At 46.7% G+C, this 17,938-nt stretch carries 15 protein-coding genes and 1 tRNA gene; 8 read left to right on the top strand and 8 right to left on the bottom strand.

What is annotated here, in order from left to right; all coding sequences use genetic code 11:
- Positions 1-319 precede the first annotated feature (319 nt).
- Complete coding sequence (locus ABJ081_06770; GenBank protein ID MEP6356366.1) at positions 320-1,261, top strand: LysR family transcriptional regulator; 942 nt, start codon at positions 320-322, stop codon at positions 1,259-1,261.
- Positions 1,262-1,270: 9 nt separating this feature from the next.
- Here the strand turns inward: ABJ081_06770 and ABJ081_06765 are convergent, their stop codons facing one another.
- Positions 1,271-2,404: an alpha-hydroxy acid oxidase gene (locus ABJ081_06765; protein MEP6356365.1), complete on the bottom strand. Its 1,134-nt coding sequence runs from the start codon at positions 2,402-2,404 to the stop codon at positions 1,271-1,273.
- A gap of 221 nt (positions 2,405-2,625) precedes the next feature.
- Between ABJ081_06765 and ABJ081_06760 the strand changes: the two genes are divergently transcribed.
- Positions 2,626-3,249, top strand: a complete 624-nt coding sequence (locus ABJ081_06760; GenBank protein MEP6356364.1) for a hypothetical protein — start codon at positions 2,626-2,628, stop codon at positions 3,247-3,249.
- Between the two features lie 7 nt (positions 3,250-3,256).
- Here ABJ081_06760 and ABJ081_06755 read toward each other — a convergent pair whose 3' ends face one another.
- On the bottom strand, positions 3,257-3,538 hold the full coding sequence (locus tag ABJ081_06755; protein MEP6356363.1) for a hypothetical protein: 282 nt from the start codon (positions 3,536-3,538) through the stop codon (positions 3,257-3,259).
- Between the two features lie 132 nt (positions 3,539-3,670).
- Between ABJ081_06755 and ABJ081_06750 the strand changes: the two genes are divergently transcribed.
- The 3 genes from ABJ081_06750 to ABJ081_06740 all read left to right on the top strand — a co-directional run bounded on the left by ABJ081_06750 (position 3,671) and on the right by ABJ081_06740 (position 5,488).
- Positions 3,671-4,051 carry a SnoaL-like domain-containing protein gene (locus ABJ081_06750; GenBank protein MEP6356362.1) on the top strand — a complete coding sequence of 127 codons (381 nt, stop codon included), beginning with the start codon at positions 3,671-3,673 and terminating at the stop codon, positions 4,049-4,051.
- Positions 4,052-4,129: 78 nt separating this feature from the next.
- On the top strand, positions 4,130-5,062 hold the full coding sequence (locus ABJ081_06745) for an AEC family transporter (protein ID MEP6356361.1): 933 nt from the start codon (positions 4,130-4,132) through the stop codon (positions 5,060-5,062).
- A 93-nt stretch (positions 5,063-5,155) separates the two neighbouring features.
- Positions 5,156-5,488 (top strand): hypothetical protein, encoded by a 333-nt coding sequence (locus tag ABJ081_06740; protein MEP6356360.1) that lies wholly within the window; start codon positions 5,156-5,158, stop codon positions 5,486-5,488.
- 4 nt (positions 5,489-5,492) lie between these two features.
- Here the strand turns inward: ABJ081_06740 and ABJ081_06735 are convergent, their stop codons facing one another.
- Both ABJ081_06735 and ABJ081_06730 read right to left on the bottom strand, forming a co-directional pair.
- Positions 5,493-6,866, bottom strand: a complete 1,374-nt coding sequence (locus ABJ081_06735; GenBank protein ID MEP6356359.1) for a glutamate--cysteine ligase — start codon at positions 6,864-6,866, stop codon at positions 5,493-5,495.
- A gap of 118 nt (positions 6,867-6,984) precedes the next feature.
- On the bottom strand, positions 6,985-7,770 hold the full coding sequence (locus ABJ081_06730) for a 16S rRNA (uracil(1498)-N(3))-methyltransferase (GenBank protein MEP6356358.1): 786 nt from the start codon (positions 7,768-7,770) through the stop codon (positions 6,985-6,987).
- Positions 7,771-7,809: 39 nt separating this feature from the next.
- On the opposite strand from ABJ081_06730, the gene xseA reads away from it, so the two are divergent.
- Positions 7,810-9,375, top strand: a complete 1,566-nt coding sequence (xseA, locus tag ABJ081_06725) for an exodeoxyribonuclease VII large subunit (protein MEP6356357.1) — start codon at positions 7,810-7,812, stop codon at positions 9,373-9,375.
- Between the two features lie 26 nt (positions 9,376-9,401).
- Here the strand turns inward: xseA and ABJ081_06720 are convergent.
- Positions 9,402-9,478: transfer RNA gene (locus tag ABJ081_06720), tRNA-His, on the bottom strand.
- Positions 9,479-9,665: 187 nt separating this feature from the next.
- Positions 9,666-10,139 (bottom strand): phasin family protein, encoded by a 474-nt coding sequence (locus ABJ081_06715; GenBank protein MEP6356356.1) that lies wholly within the window; start codon positions 10,137-10,139, stop codon positions 9,666-9,668.
- 357 nt (positions 10,140-10,496) lie between these two features.
- On the opposite strand from ABJ081_06715, the gene ABJ081_06710 reads away from it, so the two are divergent.
- Positions 10,497-14,051: a PAS domain-containing sensor histidine kinase gene (locus tag ABJ081_06710; GenBank protein MEP6356355.1), complete on the top strand. Its 3,555-nt coding sequence runs from the start codon at positions 10,497-10,499 to the stop codon at positions 14,049-14,051.
- A gap of 74 nt (positions 14,052-14,125) precedes the next feature.
- Here ABJ081_06710 and ABJ081_06705 read toward each other — a convergent pair whose 3' ends face one another.
- A complete protein-coding gene (locus tag ABJ081_06705) occupies positions 14,126-14,356 on the bottom strand; it encodes a hypothetical protein (GenBank protein ID MEP6356354.1) in 231 nt (76 codons plus the stop codon).
- Between the two features lie 256 nt (positions 14,357-14,612).
- On the opposite strand from ABJ081_06705, the gene ABJ081_06700 reads away from it, so the two are divergent.
- Positions 14,613-16,031, top strand: coding sequence for a short-chain fatty acyl-CoA regulator family protein (locus ABJ081_06700; GenBank protein MEP6356353.1), 1,419 nt, complete (start codon positions 14,613-14,615; stop codon positions 16,029-16,031).
- A 23-nt stretch (positions 16,032-16,054) separates the two neighbouring features.
- Here ABJ081_06700 and ABJ081_06695 read toward each other — a convergent pair whose 3' ends face one another.
- The gene (locus ABJ081_06695) at positions 16,055-17,881 is read right to left on the bottom strand and encodes an AsmA family protein (protein ID MEP6356352.1); all 1,827 of its coding nucleotides are present in this window, start codon (positions 17,879-17,881) and stop codon (positions 16,055-16,057) included.
- Between the last annotated feature and the right edge of the window lie 57 nt (positions 17,882-17,938).

Here is a 17,938-nt window from a genome sequence, read left to right as displayed (position 1 = left end):
TCATATTTTTAAATTGGTAAATTTATTTATCCAGTTGAGCCTGATCGCATAAATCAACTTTACAATCAATTAGTTGCCGTGATTCAACCGAAAATAGTTTCTAGTTGTATAGATTAAAACAAACGCTAAAGTACTTGTAACGATTGACAATAACTTAGGTATCTCTTTTTTTATTGCTCAAAAATAAGTTAAATTTCTCATTTTGATGGCAGATAGACAAAAATAAAAAAATACAATTCATAGATCTCCCATCTCTGATATCAATGTCTCATTAAGTCTCAAGAATCATTTCTATAACTATTTCTGTAAAAAGTAAGGTCTGATGGCGTCCTTTCACGATTTCGATATTTTTGCCCGTGTCATAGCGACAGGCAGCATGACAGCTGCAGGCCGTGAGCTCGGTTTTTCTCCTGCCTTGATTTCTAAGCGAATGAAGCGGCTTGAAGAAAGGTTAGGTGTACGCCTTATGCAGCGCACAACGCGCCAAATCGCGCTCACCGAGGTTGGCCAAGGGTTTTATGAGCGGGTTTTGGTCATTCTAGCCAACGTTGAAGAAGCTGAAAATTATGTCACCCGCCGGACAGAAACCGTTCGAGGCGGCCTTAAAGTCGCAGCACCAACAACTTTTGGGCGGCTACATATCGCTCCTTATTTGAACAAGCTCATGGAACAAAATCCAGACATAACCATCACACTTGATTTGTCTGATGACTTCGTTGATCTCGTCGCCGACGGCATTGACGTTGCAATCCGGATTGCGGAACTAAAAGATTCAAGTTACGTCGCCAAAAAACTGGCCCCGAACACACGTGTTTTATGTGCCACGCCAAAATATCTAGAATTACACGGCACACCCTCAAGCATCTCTGATCTGGGCAATCACCAATGTATTGCTGCAGCAAGCCAGGAAATATGGCATCTCATCGGCCCTGATGGGCACGTCAATATCAAGCCTGACGCTACGATTAAAACGAACTCCAGTGAAGTGGTGCGCGAAGCTGTGATTGCTGGGCTTGGTATTGCCTTTCGCTCAACATGGGATGTGGGGCCAGAACTCGCCAATGGCACTTTAAAAGTGATTTTGCCTGAGTATCGAGGCACTCCGAACGTTGGCGTTTATGCGATTTATCCAAGCCGTCAATATCTACCAACAAAAGTGCGCGTTTTTCTGGATTTTCTAAACTCACTCTATGGCGGTTCCACGCCTTATTGGGAAGCAGGACTTGGCGATATTTTAATGCCAAAAGATAGCGTCAGTTAAAGTGCTTTATTACACCAGATTATGACGGCCTACCTTCTTGATATCTCGCTCGCCACAAAGGCCCATGGTGGTATCCAATTCCTTGTGAATAATCTCAAGCGCTTTTGTAACGCCCGGTTTGCCCATTGCACCCAACCCATAGATATAAGCGCGCCCCAAGAATGTGCCTTTGACGCCCATAGCAATTGCCTTGAAAACATCTTGCCCTGAGCGGATACCACTATCAAAATGCACTTCTACTTTATCTCCAACTGCATCCACAATATCGCGCAACACATCGAAAGAGGCGACCGCGCCATCAAGCTGCCGCCCGCCATGGTTAGAAACAACAATCGCATCCGCCCCCAGCTCAGATGCAATTTTTGCATCCTCCACATCGTTGATGCCTTTAAGTATAAGCTTGCGATCCCAGTGCTGCCTGATCCACTCCACTGACGACCAGTCCAGCGATTGATCAAATTGTTCAGCTGTCCACTCCGACAGCGAAAGCATGTTATCCACGCCTGGCGCATGGCCAACAATATTCCCGAAGGTATGGCGCTTGGTTTTCAGCATCTGCATGCACCAAAACGGCTTGATCATCATCTCAGCGACAAAACGCGGTGTAATTTTCGGAGGCGTGGAAAGGCCGTTTTTCAAGTCGCGGTGACGCTGTCCAATCAACTGTAAATCAAGGGTCAAAACGAGGGCCGAACAATTGGCCGCTTTTGCGCGCGCAATCAGCGATTCTGTGAAGCCTCGATCCCGCATCACATATAGCTGAAACCAAAACGGCTTTTTTGTGTGCGCAGCTACATCTTCAATCGAACAGATCGCCATGGTGGTGAGCGTATAAGGCACGCCAAATTCTTCCGCCGCTTGTGCTGAAAGTATTTCACCATCAGCATGCTGCATGCCGGTCAACCCAATTGGGGCCAAGGCCACAGGCATCGATACGCTTTCGCCTATCATCTTGGTTGCGAGTGAGCGGTTTTCAATATTCACAGCCACTCGCTGGCGCAATTTTTGTCGCTGAAAGGCTGCCTCATTGTCCAAGTAGGTACCTTGCGACCATGAGCCTGTATCAACATACTCATAAAACATTTTAGGAACACGGCGTTTCGCAAGCGCCTTTAAATCTGCAATATCCGTGATCATTGTCATGATATTACAACTTTCTTTTTGTCGTTCATCGATTGCCAACTACCAACACTGAACCCTGTGCGCCGTCAATAATAGCTGATGGTATTAAGCGTTAAACTTTTGAATACATTGCCCACAAGAGCCTCTGCCTTGCCTACTTCTTCACTCGCTTTTAGAGTACTTTCTTATTTTGCCTGACCGTTCTACGATTTTTTCCAATCAAACAAAAGGCCGTAAGTAACATGCCCCTACAAAATAGAGTTGACCCTACTGGTGACATTTGTGCCGTTTCTTCGCGTGGGCTTTTCATGGGCAATCGGGGGCGACTTCATGACCCTCAAACAAAGTTGCTTTTAAAGCGGCGGTGGGCGCTCAAGGCATGGATTATTTGCCTCACCCAATTCAAAGGGCGCGAACGCAAATTAATGGGAGAATCCTATACTGAATTGTTTTTTCTGGATGAGGTGACTGCCCTCGCCGCAGGCCACAGACCGTGCTTTGAATGCCGGCGCAAAGCGGCCAAAGCCTATCAAGCTGCATGGCAAAAAGCGGCTCAACTCTGTGAGCTACCCAAGGTCGCGACAATGGATGCCCAGCTTCACAAAGAACGCCTTGATGGTCGCGAGAAGCAGAAGCATCAATTGGCTAAGAATACGCTGCCTGACGGTGCGATTATTGAGCATGATGGAACACACTATGCTTTAAAGAGCTCAGCCTTACTTCCGTGGAATTTTGAAGGCTACAAAGCTGCCAATATTGCTTTTGATGACCTACCCGAAAAGCTCACCTGCCTGACGCCGCCAGCAACACTTGACGTTCTAAGGGGTGGTTACATTCCTGACTGGCATCCAAGTGCTTGTTTGTGAGGGAATGTTAAAGCTTGCGCATGCCATCAAGATAATTGTCAAAGATGCTATCGACATTCTTCTTATAGTCATCTTGCACTTTGCGACCTGCTTCGAACATATCGCCGAAAATATCTTCGCCGCGCTCCGGAGCTTTTGGGTTTTCAGGTGCCGCCCTTACCGCCCCGCCCATCGCGCTTCCAAGAAAATTTTCCATCATTTTACCAAAGGGATTATCTGCCATTGGATTTTGCGATCCATCCCCTTGTGGCGTCATATCGGGCATGTCGCTGCCTGCCATATTTTTCATGATGTTGCCTTGCAGAGCTATGAGGTCAACAGCCAGTCGTCTATTTTTGTAAAGATCGATTTTATCTCATTCTTTACATAATTATATGCTTATGATTTGTTCCATAGACTGAATTCAGTTGAAAGAAATATCATGTCTGTCGAACAACTATCAGAAATTGCTCACAAGCTTGTCGCTTATTGCCGCGATCATAAAGAAGAAGAATGTCTCAACACCCTTTATAGCGAGAATGCGGTTTCTGTAGAGGCGGCTATCATGCCGGGTAAGGATAGCCCCGAGACCGTGGGTCTTGGTGGTATCAGGGGCAAGCATGAATGGTGGAATAATACGATGGAAGTGCATTCCCATTCAGCTGATGGGCCATTTCTTCATGGCACAGACCGCTTCGGCGTTATTTTTGAGTTTGACGCAACCAATAAGGAAAATCAGGAGCGCATGGCGATGAAGGAGCTTGCAATCTATACAGTTGAAAAGGGAAAAATCGTCCGTGAAGAATTTTTCTACACGATGTAAACATGCCGCTTTTTTAATATAAGCTCTTTCAGCTATTGCTGAAATTTCCATGAAAGCTTAGTTTTCTTTGGGGGCCTCATGGAAATTATTCTCGATCTCACACTGCCATTTTTCGCCGTCATTGGTCTGGGCATATTTGCTGTGCGCACCAATATGATTGATGCTTCTGCTGCAAAAATTATCAATGTTTTTGTTTTCAACTTCACAATGCCTGCCCTTGTCATCAGCGGCCTTGCACGTCAAGATTTTGATGCTCTGATCGATGGGCGCTTTCTTTTCGGTTGGGCGGTCGCGGGGCTGTTACTTTTTGCCATTGGCGGCATCATCAGTCGCCTTTTCTTTTCAGGCAAAATCGGCGAGTTCGCTGTTACCGGCCAAGCTTCATCAATCGGCAACAATGGCTTTCTTGGCTTTCCTCTATTGGCCGCAGCCTTTAGCGACGAGGGATTACGTATTGCCTCAACGGCGCTCTTAATTGATTTGATGCTCATTATCCCAATTTCAATCGCCATATTGGAAGCATCAGGCGGAGGCAACGCAAGAGATACCTTTAAACGCGTTGTTAAAGGCGCTCTTCTCAATCCGTTTATTTTTGCAATTTTTATCGGTTTTTTTCTATCCGCAACAGGTATCGGCTTACCCGGACCTAGCGAGCGGTTTGTCGAATTTTTAGCCGGTGCTGCTGGGCCTGCGGCTCTCTTCGCGCTTGGCATTTCACTTGCTAAACTAAGGTTTGAGGGCGATATCACATCGATTTTTGTAATTTCTTTTTTAAAACTTATTCTTCATCCACTGGCCGTATTTTTTGCCCTCACCTTCTTGGAAGTCGATGGTAAATCCATTGCTATTGGTGTTGTTTTGGCGTCCCTGCCTGTTGCCGGCAATGTCTTTGTTATTGCTCAACAATATGACGTGATGGTGCGGCGTGCATCTTCTGCCATACTCATATCCACGATCGCCGCCATCGCCACCACAGCTTATGCGCTCTCATGGGCGAATGTGGCCGGTTGAAAAGGTTAAAACTGGGGCCATTACATATACGTGATTAACTTTTTATTAGGATTTTTTAAAAAAATACCCACCTCTTTTTCTTAGGAGGTCGTTATGCAGACAGTTAATGTGATTATGTTGATTCTTGGTTGCGCCCACAATGCCCAACAGTGCGAACCTACAGAGCTTGACCAACCTTATTATACAACAATAGAACAATGCGAGAGTGATGTTCCCGCTCAAGAACATTTTGCCGAAGGCTTCCCTGTGACTATTGTTAAATGTCTGGAAGTTGAAAAACTGGCGGCAAACGAAGCTGTCAAAATTCAATGGCACTTCACAAATAATGGTGTTTTGATCGCCCATGCAGGACCGGCAAAAGGCGACAGTCCACTACTTACACCAGACATTCAGCTTGCTTCTTCCAACACAGTCCAACAACAGTAATGCTTTAGAACGCATAATCTTTAAAGATATGCGATAAATCCCCTGCCCAGCTGCCTTTGTACTTACTGAGCATTTTCTCCGCTGGTGTCATGCCGCTTGCCAATGTTTCCTGAATTGGCTCGAGATAATGGGTTTCATCTAAACCGGTATCACTCAAGCGTTGTCGACGGAATAATCCTTCACGCGACAAGGCCACCACATCTTTAGCCAATTCCAACATTGTTTGCTTGCGGAATTGTGAGCCTAGACCATGAATCGGCACTTCGTCCCTGAGCGTCTGCATTTCCTCGGTTGTCCAGCTGGATATCAAATCATAGGCCGCATCAAGCGATGTTTGATCGTATAAGAGCCCAACCCAAAATGCAGGTAGTGCGCAGATACCTCGCCACGGGCCACCATCTGCACCGCGCATTTCAAGGAACCGTTTCAAGCGCACTTCGGGGAAAATTGTCCCAAGATGGTTCACCCAATCGCCCATCATTGGATATCCGTTCGGAACGCTGTCTTTCAGCGCACCACCCATGAAATCGCGGAAAGTTGTGCCTGTTACATCGTGATAGATATCACCGCGTTTCAAGAAATACATTGGCACATCAAGAGCATAGTCAACGTAAGACTCGAAGCCAAAACCCTCATCAAAGGCAAAAGGCAACATGCCTGCGCGGTTATTATCCGTATCTTTCCAAATCTCCGAACGCTCGGACAAGCGACCGGTCAGGCCATTGTCCATAAAGGGCGAATTGGCAAAAAGGGCTGTTGCAACCGGCTGTAATGCCAGTGACACGCGCATCTTTTTCACCATGTCTGCTTCAGTTGAAAAATCGAGATTGACCTGAATGGTGCAGGTACGGTGCATCATATCAAGGCCACGTGTACCGACCTTTGGCATATAACCGCGCATGATATCATAACGCGACTTTGGCATTTTAGGCGTTTCATCAAACGACCAGACGGGTGACGATCCCGTTCCTAAAAAGCCAATACCCAATGGTTCAGCACAGCGCCGCGTTTTGGTGAGATGCACATTTGCCTCACGGCAAGTATCGTGAATGCTTTTGAGCGGTGCACCAGAAAGCTCAAATTGACCACCCGGCTCAATAGAGATCGCCCCACCGCCTTGTTTAGCAGCCAGCCCGATAATGCGTCCATCATCGGTAATGGCTTCCCAGTCTAGCAATGTTTCCATCGAACGCAACAAAGCCTCAATGCCATCTGGCCCGCCGTAAGGAATCGGTTCATTGGTTCCAAGTCGAAACCCGAATTTTTCATGCTCAGTGCCAATGCGGAAGTCCTTTTCAGGCTTGCAGCCTTCTGCAATCCAGCCGATCAGGACATCCAGATCTTCGATAGGTGTTTCATCTACAACGTCGCGCGCCATGGCGAGAACTCCAATAGTGATATCTCAAGCGCGGCGCACTTTAAGAAGACTTGTTTCGTGAAGCATATATGACTCTATTTGAAAAGCGTAAAAATACTGATTGAGCGTTCAATTATTTTTATTCATCATCCAACATCCAGTCACCACATGCTGCCTGCACCACGGCAAGCGCTGCTACGGCTGCTGTATCTGCACGTAAAATACGAGGACCAAGCGGAATAGACGTCACAAAATCATTCGCCTTCAGCAAATGCCGCTCCTCTTCGCTAAAACCACCCTCTGGCCCGATTATTACCGCTTGTTTTTTGGCCTTTCGCGATCGCAGTAGTCTAATTGGATCATCGCCCTCATCGCCTTCATCACAGAAAATCAGGGTGCGTTCAACGTCTTTTTCCAGCCATGAATCGATAAGAGCACCAAGTTTCACCGGCTCCAACACTTCAGGAATAGATAAAATGCCGCATTGTTCTGCTGCCTCAACAACATTAGCCCGCATGCGTTCAAGATTGAGACGTGTCACCTGCGTATGGGCCGTGATAACCGGTCGAAGCCGCCCTGCCCCCATTTCCACCGCCTTTTGAACCATATAATCGAGGCGCGCTTGCTTGAGGGGGGCAAAACAATAATCAAGCGTTGATGATCGAGGCTGAACGCGTAGTTGCTCATCAATCATAAGGACCACGGCTTTTTTGGAAGCATTCGTAAGCTTTGCACGCCACTCACCATCGCGACCGTTGAAAACCAAAACCGCATCACCAGCCTTCATTCGCAAAACATTGATCAGATAATTCGACTGATTTTTATCAAGCAACAGCTCCTTGCCGCTTTCCAGTGGATTATCCCCGTCACCATTTAGTGGATTGGCAATGAACAACCGTTGCATTTTAAAAGTATAGCGCGCCATACTGAATGTCATAGCGTGGACGAATAACAAGGACAATGCATGGCTGACGGTGACATCACAAATGCCACAGAATATTCTGTTTCAGAAGTCTCTCATGCGGTAAAGCGCACGGTGGAAGATGCTTTCGGCTATGTGCGGGTGCGCGGTGAAATATCGGGCTTTCGCGGCCAGCATGGTTCAGGACACGCTTATTTTTCAATGAAAGACGAAAAGGCACGACTGGAAGCCGTGATTTGGAAAGGTGTTTATAACCGCCTCAAAGTGAAACCAGAAGAAGGTCTTGAGGTGATCGCCACAGGCAAAATCACCACCTACCCCGGCTCTTCAAAATATCAAATTGTGATTGAATCGCTCGAACCTGCGGGCGTTGGTGCCTTGATGGCGCTTTTGGAAGAGCGCAAAAAGAAACTGGCAGCTGAGGGCCTGTTTGACCCAGCACGCAAGCAACTTTTGCCCTATTTGCCGCGCGTTATTGGCGTTATCACCTCGCCAACAGGCGCGGTTATCCGCGATATCATGCACCGGCTTGAGGATCGATTCCCGACCCATGTTTTACTATGGCCTGCACGGGTTCAGGGTGAGACATGTGGGCAAGAAGTGGCCAATGCGATACGCGGGTTCAATGCTTTTGACGGCACCAATGGGCTGGTTAAACCCGATGTGTTGATCGTCGCTCGTGGTGGCGGCTCGCTGGAGGATTTATGGGGCTTCAATGATGAGGAAGTGGTGCGGGCAGCTGCTGACAGCCACATTCCGCTGATTTCTGCCGTTGGCCATGAAACAGACTGGACATTGATTGATTACGCTGCCGATGTGCGCGCGCCCACGCCCACGGGCGCGGCTGAAATGGCGGTTCGTGTCCGTACCGATCTTCTCGCCACGCTTGATGATCTCAACCAACGCAACAAAGGTGCGATTGGGCGCCATTTAGAAAACCGTAAGAACCATTTGCGAGGCCTTGCTCGGGCACTACCGAAACCTGAAAATCTTCTCGCGCTCAACCGCCAACGCCTTGATGATGCCAGTGACCGATTGCCGCGCGCAGCGAACAACCGCCTGCGTGAGGCACAAGGGCGATTGGAGCGGATTGCGGCTAAACATTCAATTGATGCCTTTGCCCTTAAAATCAGCCAGCACCGACAAGGACTTAATAATCAAAGCCAGCAATTAGGCAATGCGTTGGAGCGTCGCGCTGCACGTGAGCAAAACAAATTATCCACCCTCACCGCACGCCTTTCGCCTTCCAGCCTGTCACGGCAGCTTAGCCAATATAAAACAGATGTCGCAAATCTAGATGAACGTGGAAAACGAGCAAGTACAATTCTCTTAAATAACAAACGCGCAGACTGGCAACGTCTCAGCCGGACGCTTTCTCTTGTTTCATACCAAAGCGTCCTCACCCGTGGCTTTGCCCTTGTGCGAGACGAGGCAGGCAAGCCAGTTCGCTCAGCGACAGCGATCAAAGCCGGCGCCTCTTATGCGGTGCAATTGGCCGACGGCCATGCTGATGTCATTGGCAAAGGGGGGACAACACCTCCTATGGGCGCAAAGCCAAAACAGACGACGGACAAAAAACCCAGCACGACGCAAGGCAGTCTGTTTTAAGGCTAGATAAATTTCAGGATGTAAAATGGTACAGTCGGGTGGGTTCGAACCACCGGCCTTCGGCGCCACAAGCCGACGCTCTAACCAGCTGAGCTACGACTGCACATCATTTGCGTATGGACTAAGCGCAATTGATGCGCATTTCAAGTCATTTTACAAATGAAATGGGGTTCACCCTTTAATTTCTTTCAAACAAAAACCCGGAACGCAATGTCCGGGTTTTAAATTCTGATTTAATTGAGGGACAAAATGTCCAACAGTCGGACCTCATAACGAGGCAATAGCGTTGGTTACGCTACTTTAAAAGATTGAGCTGTTTTTTCAAAAGCTTCTTTGTAAGGAGCTGTTGTATCTTCAGTCAATTTAGCTGTCATGTCTTGAAAAACTTTTGCTTGATCTTGAATAGCATCGATCTGTGTTTTCATGAATGCTGTTTGAAGCTCAAATACTTCTGCCAATGATGTTACAGCCATAACGTTTTTGGCATGAGAGAATGTGGCGTCTGTGTTTGTTTTTGCAACATCAATGGCTTTTTCATTGAATTGTGACAAACCATCGCGGGTTTTATCAGCTGTTTCGTTCAACAATGTTGTTGCTTCTTCAGCAGATGTTTTGATTTTTTCGAAAGCTTCTTTGCTTTGTGCAACTGTGTTTTCAGCGATATCACGGATTGCTGGTGGCACTTCCATAGCTGGTATTCCTGGAATTGCGAAGGCGTCTTGTGCTGCTGTTTTTGCTGTCTTTGTTTTTGCTGTCGTAGCCATTATATAGTCCCCAACTGGTAAAATCATGGAATGTGAATTTTGAGCGCATCACTTATCGCCCGATGTCTATGAAGCTTATATAATGATTTTATGCTGCAGCGCAACATTTATTTTGCATCGCAGCATTGCGCGCACCGCATAGCAAAATATCTCCACTGTTTACCAAAATCAGAAACCTTACTGGTTAACCAAATATTACTGTCATCGCCGTTTATGCCCTTAACTAACTAGACCTAGAGCCTTCATAAGGGCTATTCAAGAATACAACAGACTTCAAAAGGCGTTCAAAAGCCTTAATATAAAACAGTCTTGATAGAATGGAATTCATAAGCCGGCGGTTATTGGTAGGATATAAAAATGAGTAGTCCAAACGCAATCTATAGTCAGGCATTATCAAACCCTTTGGTGGCAGAAGCGCTTTTTATCGCTCAACCGGCTTGGGTATGGTCAACATCTGGTGAGAATATATTGTGGTCTAATGAGGCTGGATGCCGTTTCTTTGACACCAAGTCATTGCCGGACCTTCTCTCACGCACGTTTCGTCGGGTATCTCCTGCCACAGTACAAATCGCGCGTATGGCAACAAATACAGAAATAGGCACTCCCCTTAAAAGTACCTTGAAATTTTTTCAAGCCATGAAGCCCATCACGATTGACGCTACACTTGAGCGCATTCAGTTGACGAATGGACAAGATGCGATTTTTGTTCGCGCAGAACACACTATAGGCAAGGCAAAATCTTACTCTCCGCCTAAAGATCACCGGCGCTTGATGAAACTTTTTTCACGCGGCGACGCAGCCGCGGCCCTGCTTTCAATTAAAGGCAAAGTTAAAGAGGCCTCAAACGCCTTTCACGATGCAGATATTGATAAAGCTTTTCTTAGAAAGGCTGCACGCTCACTCAAAAACCACTATAGCACATCACTCACCCTGCCAGATGAAGATCACACCCTTCATCTCTCAGTTCTTCGTGACGCCGATGGAGCAGCGTCATATATCTTTGCAGCCTTAAGCGATGTAAAAAATGAGACGCCATTAGAAAAAGCCCCTCACGCAGTGGATATTTCGGATGAGGCCCCTGTGAAAACACAGGACACAATCTCCGACACAGCAATCAATGAGGCAGAAGAAGTCGTCTTTATTGATGATGAAATAGACAGTAAAACTGATCGTGAAACTGGCAGCGATGAAACACGAGAAGACGCACTTGTGGCTAACCTTGGCGCAGACGATAATGACGGTTCTCAAGAGGATAAATTTACATTCATCTCAAAAGAAACGCCGACACGCTTTCTCTTTACATTAAACGCACACCAAGACGTAACCACACTTTCACCTGAGATTGTGGAAACACTAGGGTCTGAAACCGGAGATATATTAGGTCAGAACTGGGCCGATGTCTCTAAACGGTTTAATATGGACCCCACGGGTACAATCGCACGCAAAATCAAACGGGAATCAATTTGGACTGAGACCATTTATTGGCCCATCAGCGGAACGGCATCATCTGATGGAGATGAGAAAATAGGCCCGCTGCGCGCTCCCGTCACCATGACCGCCATGCCGATCTTCAATTCAGGGCGTAAATTTGAAGGTTTCAGAGGTTTTGGATCAATTGAAACAACAAATGTTACAGTCCACGCTGATCTGGATATGGAGGTGGAAGTCGAAGCTGATGAGGCTGGCGAGACTGGCACTTCGAGTGAGGAATGGGAAAAGTTTATAGCAACAACACCATTGCCTGACGATGAAACAACCAATGAAGCCCAAAACGTGGATGACGAAGACCAACCCGAAGAAGATGAGCTGCGGTGGAGCGAAGATTACGAGACTGAAGAAAAAAATACCTTAGCAGAATTATTTGAGCGCAATCAAAGTAGTGACGATGAAAACAACAAAGTTGTTCCACTTCATCGCCGTCCCATCGGTGTTCCAACACAGCCAACAGAAGATGAAACAGCCTCGCTTAGCAAGCCAGAACGAACCGCATTCAAACAAATCGCAGATGCGTTGAGCGCACGGCTTGATGGCGACAAAGAAGAAAACCAAGATGAAAATATTGATTTGGATGCTGCCAGTATCATAGAGGGGCATACCAAGCCAGCAACAACTGAAAAGCCTAAAAAGCAAACCATCGACGAACGGGCAGCCGAAATATTGGATGACACCTTTATTGCCAAAAGCCCTGACCCACAAAGCACTCCATCCAAAAGCAATGTTGCCAAAGGTTTAGGCGCCGGTGCCGCAGCTATTCTAGGCTCTAATGCAGGCTCGGGCTCTAGCGAGCACCCAGATGACCCAGACGATAATGATAACGACTCGGATCTCGATGAAGATAAAATCAGTGCAAAGGCTGAAACAATCACCCCTGAAATGCGGCTTGAAAGAGATAGCATTTTAAACAGATTACCGCTTGGCCTGATAGTTTCGCGTCATCGTGATGTTCTTTTTGCCAATCAGTCCGTCCTCGACTTTCTCGGCTATGATGATGTTCAATCATTTGAGGATGCAGGGGGTATCAACACCCTGTTTCAAGCAGACACACAAACGGATCCAGGTTCTTTTGTTGGACGCGATATTTTGAAACATCTTGTCATTAAAGCAGATCATCAGGAAGGCCATATCCCGCAAGCTGTTCGAGCCAAAATGGCCGATGGAACAACAGCCGCCGTTGATTTGCGCCTCCAGTCCGGAGAATGGCAGGGCAGTGATGCCTTATTGATGGCGCTGACAGCAAAAACTGATACCACCTACACAGGCGCCAGTGATGGCGAACGCATGAGCGATCTTTTAGGTCAATCGACTGATGTGATGGACATCGCCTCAGATGGCATTTTAATTATCGATGAAACTGGCAAACTCATTCATGCGAACTCAAGCGCGGAAGCTCTTTTTGACCGTGATCGCTCAAAGATGCGCGGCTTGAAAATCACAACCTTGTTTGCCGAAGAAAGCCAAAAATCGATCCAAGATTATCTGGATGGCTTAACAAGCAACGGTGTTGCCAGCGTGTTGAATGATGGACGTGAGTTAATAGCCCAAGAGTCGAACGGTGGCCTTATACCGCTTTTCATTACGATTGGACGGCTTGAGAAGAATGAGCGATTTGCCGACGGGGTCTTTTGCGTTGTTCTGCGTGATATCACGCAGTGGAAACGAGCCGAAGAAGAACTGCTCGAAAGTCGACGTATTGCAGAAAATGCCAATGCTCAAAAATCAGATTTTCTTGCCGCCATCAGCCACGAAATACGCACGCCACTGAATGCTATTATCGGCTTTTCAGAAGTGATGATGGAACAGCACTATGGCCCGATGGAAAATCCGCGTTATCTGGAATATGCACGCGATATCAACGCATCGGGCAATCACCTGATGAGCTTGGTGAATGATCTGCTGGATCTTTCCAAGATTGAAGCAGGTAAGCTTGATCTAACTTTTTCATCCGTCATACTCAATACTGTTATTCAAGAGTGTGTGGCCTTGATGCAGCCTGATGCAAATAAGGACCGGATTATCATTCGCACCAGTTTAATGGAATCCCTTCCCCCTGTTGTTGCAGATATGCGCTCAATTCGGCAAATCGCGCTCAATCTTTTGTCCAATGCGGTGAAATTCACCAAAGCAGGTGGCCAAGTGATTATTTCCACCACTTTGGATGAAAATGGTGAAGTAGCCATTCGAGTGCGCGATACTGGCATTGGTATGAGTGAAGATGATCTTCAATACGCGTTGCAACCCTTCAGACAGGTTGAGGTCGACCAAAAGAACCGCAAACCAGGCACTGGCCTCGGCTTGCCCTTAACAAAAGCACTAGTGGAGGCGAACCGCGCGCGCTTTATAATCGACTCACGTGTTAATTACGGAACACTTATTCAAGTGGTTTTCCCAAATGAACGGGTTTTGGCGCGCTAAGCAACGCGGACGATCAAAAAGGGACGCCTCTTTGACGCGCCCCTAGTTAACTTTTGAATGGCACAACCATAAAATTAGCTCTGTTTGATAACCGGCACCACAAGGTCGCCCCAGTTGCCATTGCCAGAATGGTGACGAGCGGTGCGGACTAATTCAACGGAAACGCCAGCTTCAACAGCGCGCACAACTGTTTGATTAAGCCTGTGAATTTCATTGGCCAGCATGCGAATTGCAGTGGACTGCTCATCGTCGAGTAGTTCCACCTGCTCTTCAGCCCGCTCTTTAACACGTGCTTTGGCTTTCATATCTTGCTCAGGTTTCCTCTCAGCGCTCATTTCCGTTTCCTTTCAGCTTTAAGCATCTATCATTGATAGATACTTTCAATGTTCATCTAGAGTATCCTTGTCAATATTTACAATTATTCCAATAAAGTCTATTACCTATTGATATTAAAAGAGTTTTTTTGTAAAGTAATTTTCAGTTCACTGATAAATTTTTGTAAATCTTGTAATTATGAGAATTAACACAACCGCTCTAGACCCATGAAAGCGACAGCAAACGATGGCAGATCATAAGATTTTTGCAGGCCCCCGCATCCGCCGCGTGCGAACACAATTGGGCTTAACTCAAGCAAATATGGCCGAACAACTTGGCATCTCCCCAAGTTATCTCAATTTAATCGAACGCAATCAGCGACCGCTAACGGTTCAATTGCTTTTAAAATTATCGACCAAATATGAAATTGACTTGAAAGAGCTGCAAGGAGATGAAAGTGGCCAGACAAATGAGGCGCTGAAAGAAATATTTTCTGACCCCCTTCTGGCTGGTGAAGTGGCCTCGGATTCTGAACTCATTGAAGCCGCAGATAGTGTTCCCAATTTGGTCTCAGGCCTTATTCATCTTTATCGCGCCTATAAAGAAAGCAACGACAAACTTTCTACCCTTTCGCATCTCATGTCAGATGATGCAAAAGCACATATTGTCACCCAAAGCCGTTTACCGCTGGATGAAGTGCGCGACCACCTGCAAAGCCACCCTTATTATTTCCCTGAACTCGACGAAGCCGCGACCACGCTCAATGCGGCGCTTGCCCCAAATGATGATATGTTCACAAGCCTCAAAACCTATATTTTAAATGATCGCCAGATCAATGTGAAAGTTTTGCCCATCCATACAATGGCTGATCATTCTATACGGTATGACAGGCATTCTCAGCGCATCTTCCTCTCAGAACGCCTCACACCGGAAGAACGCTTGATGGCGCTTGCATCCCAGTTCGCTCTTTTAGCGTTTGGTGAGTTGATTGACGAAACCATTAAACAAGCTGGTTTCAACAATCATGAGACTGACAGGCTACTGCGTCTTGAATGTGCTCATTATTTTGCCCTATCCCTGCTCATGCCCTATGAGACATTTTACACAGCCGCCGCCCGCTCTCGTTATGATATTGGTCTACTTTCCAGACGTTTTCAGGTGCGGTGGCGCGATGTCGTACGACGCATCACCAGCCTGCATAAACCGGGGCGTACTGGCGTGCCGTTTTTTATGATCGAGCTTGACCCGGTCGGCAATGTTTGCACCTTTAACCCTGGCGCTAATTTCTCATTGGCGCGTGCGGGAAACCCCTGCCTCAAGCTTATTCCGCCAGGCGTCAACACCAACCATGGCCGTGTGGCTGTCGAGAGCGTTGCCCTAAGTGACGGGCCTGAATGGTTGGTTATTGCCCACGCAGAAAAAACCCGCGCCTTTGGCCATGGCGACAGACCACGCCGACGAACACTTATCATTGGATGCGATCTCATCCACGCCCGTGACATTGCCTATGGAGATGGTTTTTCTGGTGTCACCCCTAAACAAATTGGGGTTACCTGTCGTCTGTGCGAAGTCGCAAATTGCCGCGATCGCGCTTTTCCTCCCGTTATGAGACCGGGCACGCAAGATTTAAATATGCGATCTTTTTCGGATTACGATTTTAGCTAGAGATAAATTTGCGGCGCCTGCTGTTATTGAGGTCCTTGTGGCGTGGAAACTGGCACACCGTTTATGCTTGAGACACGCGGGGTAAAAATTGTTCCGCCTAGTGTAAATTGTGTATTTAAATTTTCAGGCGCTTGAGCTAAATTTATAGGCGATATACTGCCCAATATGGAAAGAAGATTGCCAGCAATGTCAACGCGACCGCTTGCACTCGCATTCATATTTTCTGCCTGAAGATTCATCTCTGAAATAGAAAAAATACCAGCAGAATTTATCGTTCCCCTGATTTGACCGCGCTTGAAAGGTGTTTTGAAGTTTTCATTATTTATTGCTGTACCATCAGGTGCTCGATCCGCGTTCAACACCTCAACAAGGTTGAAATTATTCAGCACCCCATCTTGTATATCGGCCACGACTTTTAACTCAAAAGCATCTTCCAGCTCTTGCGCATTTTCGCCACTAGCTGAAGCCTGCAAGGATATCGACGCATTGCCATCTAATGGGAGCGCGGTTCCCACAGTTTCTTCTAATGCGTCAATCGTCATATTATTGAGCGTTAAATTGGCACTCGCTATTTTCTGTTCATGAACAAATTTTATAGCAATTTCACCACGCAACTGGCTGAGTGGCACATCAGTATCACCAAGACCCATCATGCCAGCGGAACCGATATTTACGAGAAGAGATGGCTTATTGAGAATAATACCAACAGCCATATTTTGAATATCCTGCCCTGCAATGCGTGCCGTATCCGCAGATAAGCGCAGATCCAGTTTGGCACCCGATTGCCCTGTTTCAAGCAAGGCATCCAAGAATGATGGAGCATTGGTCTTTTCGGATACTTTGTCGCTAAAAACAAATTGATCAAAAGCTAAAGTTCCAGATAAGCCAAGGCCCGAACCAGTTAAATCAAGTTGCAGCCTACCGTCTGCCTTACTATCTTGGAAACGAATTCCGATCGGACGAAAATCAAAGGCCTCAGGCGTAAAAATACCATCCCCGATAAGTCGTATTGGCCCCTCGGGCAATATATTTCCGCTAGAAAGACCCAGCAATTTGGAAGCCTCTAAGGCAGAATGAATATTCGCCTCTAAAGTGCCATCACCACGTAATTGCTTCGCCCATTTGAGATCACCTTTAAATATGGCATCGACCGCATCCGAAGAAATTGATACTTTTGCTGAGCTTGTATCACCAACCATGAAAGCACCCGGCTTTTCGATGCTTACGGCACCTTTAACCAGCTCATTATGCCACATGAATGACCCTTTAACAGCGAAGTCAGCACTACGCGGCGGGCCTGTGATAGTCGCATTAAACTCAGTCAGTATATGAGATTCAACGAGGTCCGGATCTGCAATTACAAGCGTACTGTTCACGAATGATATGCGTTTCAATATTTTTGAAAATTTCAACTCGGGCACATCGGGCGCATCCAGCCCATCATTTTTATCTTTTGAGAAAAACCGCGATGCAGACCAATTTGATTCACCAGTCGCATCACGTATCAAAAAAATTTTGGCGTTCTCTAAATCAATGAAACGAAGCGCTGGCTTTCTTTCCCAAAGTGATGTTGTCGACAACCGACCACTGGCACGTTCAATATTCATCAAGGTCTTATTATCATCGCCGCTGACGGCAACTTTTACAGGACCAAAACTCACCTTTAAAAAAGGAACTAAACTAACAGTTGGTCGTCCGGCAAGGGTTACATTAGAGCCAAAAGCATCTGTTAGCTGGCGCGCAATAACAGCGTTCAAGCGATCGGTTGGCACAAGGTAGAAACTACCAACAAGCACGGCAGTCATAACCAATAAAATAATTGGCACAATATAGAGAAGTCTTTTCAACAAAAGCTTTTATCGCCTTTCATCAGCATGGCTGTGAGCCACCATATAATTTCAAATATC

This window comes from Hyphomicrobiales bacterium (genome assembly GCA_039989895.1).
Classification (GTDB): Bacteria; Pseudomonadota; Alphaproteobacteria; order Rhizobiales; family JACESI01; genus JACESI01.
This window is presented reverse-complemented; position numbering and strand designations above follow the sequence as displayed.

What these genes read in the sequence shown, in the direction of transcription:
- ABJ081_06765 (MEP6356365.1), bottom strand. Translation starts at nt 2,404, where the DNA reads ATGACAATGATCACGGATATTGCAGATTTAAAGGCGCTTGCGAAACGC.
- ABJ081_06760 (MEP6356364.1), top strand. Translation starts at nt 2,626, where the DNA reads ATGCCCCTACAAAATAGAGTTGACCCTACTGGTGACATTTGTGCCGTT.
- ABJ081_06755 (MEP6356363.1), bottom strand. Translation starts at nt 3,538, where the DNA reads ATGAAAAATATGGCAGGCAGCGACATGCCCGATATGACGCCACAAGGG.
- ABJ081_06750 (MEP6356362.1), top strand. Translation starts at nt 3,671, where the DNA reads ATGTCTGTCGAACAACTATCAGAAATTGCTCACAAGCTTGTCGCTTAT.
- ABJ081_06745 (MEP6356361.1), top strand. Translation starts at nt 4,130, where the DNA reads ATGGAAATTATTCTCGATCTCACACTGCCATTTTTCGCCGTCATTGGT.
- ABJ081_06740 (MEP6356360.1), top strand. Translation starts at nt 5,156, where the DNA reads ATGCAGACAGTTAATGTGATTATGTTGATTCTTGGTTGCGCCCACAAT.
- ABJ081_06735 (MEP6356359.1), bottom strand. Translation starts at nt 6,866, where the DNA reads ATGGCGCGCGACGTTGTAGATGAAACACCTATCGAAGATCTGGATGTC.
- ABJ081_06730 (MEP6356358.1), bottom strand. Translation starts at nt 7,770, where the DNA reads ATGGCGCGCTATACTTTTAAAATGCAACGGTTGTTCATTGCCAATCCA.
- xseA (MEP6356357.1), top strand. Translation starts at nt 7,810, where the DNA reads ATGGCTGACGGTGACATCACAAATGCCACAGAATATTCTGTTTCAGAA.
- ABJ081_06715 (MEP6356356.1), bottom strand. Translation starts at nt 10,139, where the DNA reads ATGGCTACGACAGCAAAAACAAAGACAGCAAAAACAGCAGCACAAGAC.
- ABJ081_06710 (MEP6356355.1), top strand. Translation starts at nt 10,497, where the DNA reads ATGAGTAGTCCAAACGCAATCTATAGTCAGGCATTATCAAACCCTTTG.
- ABJ081_06705 (MEP6356354.1), bottom strand. Translation starts at nt 14,356, where the DNA reads ATGAAAGCCAAAGCACGTGTTAAAGAGCGGGCTGAAGAGCAGGTGGAA.
- ABJ081_06700 (MEP6356353.1), top strand. Translation starts at nt 14,613, where the DNA reads ATGGCAGATCATAAGATTTTTGCAGGCCCCCGCATCCGCCGCGTGCGA.